The sequence below is a fragment of the Pedobacter sp. HMWF019 genome (assembly GCF_003061025.1).
GTDB lineage: Bacteria > Bacteroidota > Bacteroidia > Sphingobacteriales > Sphingobacteriaceae > Pedobacter.
The window spans coordinates 1-5,002 of sequence record NZ_QAIL01000032.1 but is presented as its reverse complement, the minus strand read 5'-3'; the positions used below and the strand labels follow the sequence as shown (position 1 = coordinate 5,002).

Annotated in this window: 3 protein-coding genes; all 3 read left to right on the top strand. The window is 40.0% G+C overall.

What is annotated here, in order from left to right:
• The first annotated feature begins 41 nt into the window (after window positions 1–41).
• Complete coding sequence (locus DBR11_RS01915) at window positions 42–1,181, top strand: FecR family protein (RefSeq protein ID WP_108549921.1); 1,140 nt, start codon at window positions 42–44, stop codon at window positions 1,179–1,181.
• 97 nt (window positions 1,182–1,278) lie between these two features.
• Window positions 1,279–4,698, top strand: a complete 3,420-nt coding sequence (locus DBR11_RS01910) for a SusC/RagA family TonB-linked outer membrane protein (RefSeq protein ID WP_108549920.1) — start codon at window positions 1,279–1,281, stop codon at window positions 4,696–4,698.
• Between the two features lie 32 nt (window positions 4,699–4,730).
• The coding region (locus tag DBR11_RS01905; RefSeq protein WP_369974414.1) for a hypothetical protein at window positions 4,731–5,002 on the top strand (272 nt) is incomplete at its 3' end.

Genomic DNA, 5,002 nt, shown 5'->3' with positions numbered 1-5,002 from the left:
GTCTTTGTTGTGATTATCTTGATATAGATAATTAGAAAAAGATGAACGAACAACAGTCAAAAGAAGTATTAGAAAGATTTCAGGCAGGGACAGACTCCCCGCAGGAAAATCAGCAAGTGCGCTATTGGCTGCATCATTTGCATGAAGATCAACCTTCAGGTTTATCAGAAACGCTTCTTAGAGATACCCACGATGAAATGTGGTCATCTATTCTTCTCCAAACTCAACCAACAACTACAGTTAAAACCACCAGGCTGCCTATGCGCATTGTACTTGCAGCAGCATCAGTGGTCACTATACTTGGCATTTGTATATATTTTTTCACTAAAGAACCTTCGGACAATAGGTTTGCCAACAACATTCTTCCCGGAACTGATAAAGCCACGCTTATTTTAAGCAATGGCGATAAAATTAGTTTAAGTGAAGCGAAGAATGGTGTGCTGGCCCTACAATCTACCATGAAAGTAATCAAGTCCGAAGGTGGAGAAATTATCTACACCTCTCGACCTGACCCGGCCCCGTACACCAACGGGGCCCGGAACCAGGAATCAGAAACAAAAAATGTAAACACCATGGTTACACCCCGTGGTGGACAATATAAGCTCTCGTTGCCAGACGGCACGAAAGTATGGCTCAACGCTGCTTCAACTTTAACCTACCCCGTTTCTTTCGCCGGACGTAAAGAACGTAGAATTGAGTTGAAGGGCGAGGCCTACTTCGAGGTAGCAAAAGATAAAATGCATCCCTTTTTGGTGCAAAGCAAAACCCAGGTGGTAAAAGTACTGGGTACGCATTTCAATATTAGTAGTTATCCAGATGATACCAGTACGCAAACAACTTTAACAGAAGGAAGCGTGTTGGTTAATATGGTTGCACTTAAACCCGGACAACAGGCTGTCAACTCAGGCTCCCTGATTAAAGTGAGGTCTGTTGATCCGGATGGTGTCATTGCTTGGAAAAATGGTGAATTTTCTTTTAGAAACGAACCATTGGAGCGAATCATGAAACAATTGTCGAGATGGTATGATGTAGATGTTATCTATCAGAACCAACAAACAGGAAGTCAGTTATTTGGCGGCACCATCTCTAAGTACAAAGACATTTCCAAGGTATTGCGCATGCTGGAGCTGACCGGCGATGTTAAATTCAAAATGGAGGGAAGAAAAGTTTATGTACAATAAAATCTTTATTCCTGTTTAACAGAATCATCAAAATTATGTAATTTGCAACAAAAAATGGGCTTATTGAAAAATAGGTCTTTTCCTATTTTGTTGATACATGCGCATACTTACTTCTATTATTTTTACTTTGTTATTGTTAATCGGTGTATCTGCTTTTGCCCAGAAAATAACCTACGTTAAAAAAGAAGTAACCCTTGCTCAGCTTTTCAAAGAGATTAAAAAACAAACCGGGTTTAATGTGATCTGGAATGAGGAAAAGCTCAACGCAGAAAAAAGCATCAGTGTAAACTTCCATGGCGCCTCTTTAAATGAGGTGATGAGCAAAGCCCTCACCAATCCCTCTCTTAGTTTCACCATTACTGATAAAACCATAGTTATTACCCAAAAGGAAGTTTCTTTTCTGGATAGGATCATGAGCCCGTTCCGGGAAATTAATGTCAGCGGCGTAGTGCGGGATGAAAACAACAAACCACTTTGGGCAGCTACCATAAAAGTTAAAAACAAGAACAAGTACGTGCATACAGACAGTCTGGGCAGGTTTACTTTAGAAGGCGTTCGGCCTGATGCTGCGTTGGTGGTTTCCTATCTTGGTTATCAATCCAGAGAAATCCGCGCGCAAACAGATGTGGGTACCTTAAAACTGATGATGATCAGCGGAAACCTCGATGAAGTTCAGATTGTATCTACAGGTTACCAGACTTTGCCTAAAGAAAGAGCCACTGGTTCTTTTGTTCGGATAGACAAAGATCTATTGGACCGTTCTGTTTCTACGGGTATCCTTGACCGTCTGGATGGTGTAACCAGCGGCTTGATTTTTACTTCACCGGTAACAAGGCAGGTTGGGCAGAGTGCTATAGAGATTCATGGCCGTTCCACCTTATTTGGCAATGCCGATCCACTGATTGTTCTGGATAACTTTCCTTACGATGGGGACATAAACAACATCAACCCGAATGATATAGAAACCATTACGATTTTAAAGGACGCTGCGGCAGCTTCGGCATGGGGTACACGCTCTGGAAATGGTGTAATTGTGATTACGACCAAAAAAGGAAGCCTGAATACCGCCCCGAAGATTGGTTTCAATGCCAATGTGACTTTTGGTCAAAAGCCAAACCTCTATTACAACTCTCAGCCCAGCTCTTCGGAAGTGATAGATGCGCAACAATATCTGTATAAGCAAGGTGCATACGATTATAACATTGGTAGTGGTTATCTTCCACTTCCACCTGCGGTGGAGCTCTTTCGAAATCCATCTGCTCCAGATTACGAATCGAAATTGAATGTATTGCGCAACAATGATGTCAGGGATCAGCTCTCGAAATATTTCTACCAGACCAGCATTGCCCAGCAATACCAGGCCAATATAAGTGGGGGAGGAAAACATCAGAAATATGCACTCTCTGCCGGATATGACCATAACCTGGGCAGCGCAGTAGGAAACAGTTACAACCGAATCACCTTAAATGCCAGCAATAGTTTTTACTTTTTCAAAGACAAATTAGAGATTTCTTCTAACCTAAGGTACACCGATATTAAAAATAAGACGATTCCAGCCCCAGGTGTATCTTACCCTTATGATCAGTTAGCCGATAATAATGGTAATTCCACTGCTGTTGTGAAAGATTTTAATTTACCTTATGCCAAAACCGCTGGTAATGGAAAATTACTCAATTGGCTATATAGACCACTGGAAGAATTGCAAAACAGATATAACACTACGACAACCGATGTAGGCAATTACCGGATTAATCTGGCCCTAAACTACAAAGTCGTTACCGGATTAAAACTTTCTGCGGTGTACAACTATGAAAAAGGAAAATCTGATCAGGGTACATTGTATGAACAAGCCTCTTATTACACACGAAATTTGATCAATACCTATAGTCAAATTGATGCGATGACTGGAAAACTAACCCGTAATATACCGCTTGGAGATATTTATGGCAGCCAGTTTACGAATAGTAAATCTCAGAGTGGAAGGCTTCAGATTGATGAAGAAGTGCATTTTGGAAAACATACACTGAATGCAATTGCAGGGGTGGAGATAAGGGAATTGAATACAAATATAGCATTAAATACATTTTATGGTTATGATGTAAAAACGGGTACAAATCAAAATTCTTCTCTGAATTTTACCGATGAATATCCCTTCTTCTATGGATCGGGCGGGAAAATTCCATTCTATTATGGTTCAAATGGAACCATTAACCGTTTCTTTTCCTATTATTTCAATGGTGCTTATACTTATGCGGACAAGTATATCGTGTCCTTAAGTGCAAGGCAGGATGAATCCAATTTATTTGGTGTAAGTACAAACCAGAAAGGCATTCCACTTTGGAGTGCAGGATTGTCATGGGTATTAAACAAGGAGCATTTTTATGACATAGATTGGTTGCCCTATTTAAAATTAAGGGCTACTTACGGTTATACTGGAAATGTAGATAACAATCTATCCGCTTATTTAACCTCCTTAATCAATCCGGCTGCCTTGAATGCTTATAATGCACCATTTGCAAGTGTAATCAATCCGCCTAATCCTTCCCTTCGCTGGGAAAAAGTAAGAAACATCAACTTTGGCCTGGATTTCATGACTAAAAATAGCCGAATCAGCGGAAGTGTGGATATATGGCAGAAAAAAGGGATGGACCTGATTGGAAATACCAGTGTAGCACCGCAAACCGGAATGACCGTTTATATGGGGAACTCTGCCAATACACTAACCAAAGGAATGGACCTTCAAATCAATACCAGAAACCTGATGGGTGCCATACAATGGAACACCACTTTATTGTATAACCATGTAAATAGTACGGTCACTTCTTATAAAGTATCCAACGGATCAAACTTTAATGTTATTGACGAAAATTATAAAAATCCTTTGGAAGGTTTTCCCTTTTATTCGGTATTTAGCTTTAAATACGGCGGCTTAAATAAGAATGGTGACCCTCAGGGGTATTTGAACGGCGTATTAAGCACAAACTATGCAGATATTTATGGCTCTACCAACCGAAAAGAACTGGTGTACAATGGTTCAGCAACGCCAACTAGTTTTGGTAACCTATTGAATACCTTTAGTTACAAAGGAGTTGGCCTTTCCTTTAACATTTCCTACAGATTTGGTTACTATTTCAGGAGAAATTCATTCACTGGTAATAGTATTAATTCTGGGGCATATTCCTATGGAGATTACGGATCCCGCTGGCAGAAGCACGGTGATGAAAACTACACCACAGTTCCCGCCTTGATTTATCCATTTGTAGACAAAAGAGACGATTTTTATAAATATTCAGATGTTCTTGTAGAAAAGGCGGATAATATCCGTTTAAAAGACATTCGTTTAGATTATACCTTTCCTCAAAAGTCCGGTTTTCCAGTTAAAAATTTAAATGTCTTTACTTATATAGACAATGTCGGGATTCTTTGGAGGTCCAATCGCTATCATTTAGATCCGGATTATCCAACTGGTGTTCCGACAGTAAGAACAATAGCATTTGGATTAAGAGCGGGCCTATAAAAATGAATTTAAAATATTCAATAATGATAAAGATGAAAAATTTGATTTGGATAATGACGCTGCTCTCCATCTGCATTTCCTGCAAAAAGTCAGATTTTTTGGATAAAAAACCAAGTACAAATATTGCCGAACCTACCACCCTAACGGATTTTCAGCTTTTGCTGGACAATACAGCAGTGATGAATTCGACTGGTGGTCTGGCACAGGTTTCTGCCGATGATCATATCGTCAGTTATCCCATTTTTCAGACTGCCACAGCTACAGAGAGAAACGCCTATATCTGGAACAAAGACATTTATGGCGG

Coding starts and splice junctions, on each gene's coding strand:
- DBR11_RS01915 (WP_108549921.1), top strand. CDS start 42: ATGAACGAACAACAGTCAAAAGAAGTATTAGAAAGATTTCAGGCAGGG.
- DBR11_RS01910 (WP_108549920.1), top strand. CDS start 1,279: ATGCGCATACTTACTTCTATTATTTTTACTTTGTTATTGTTAATCGGT.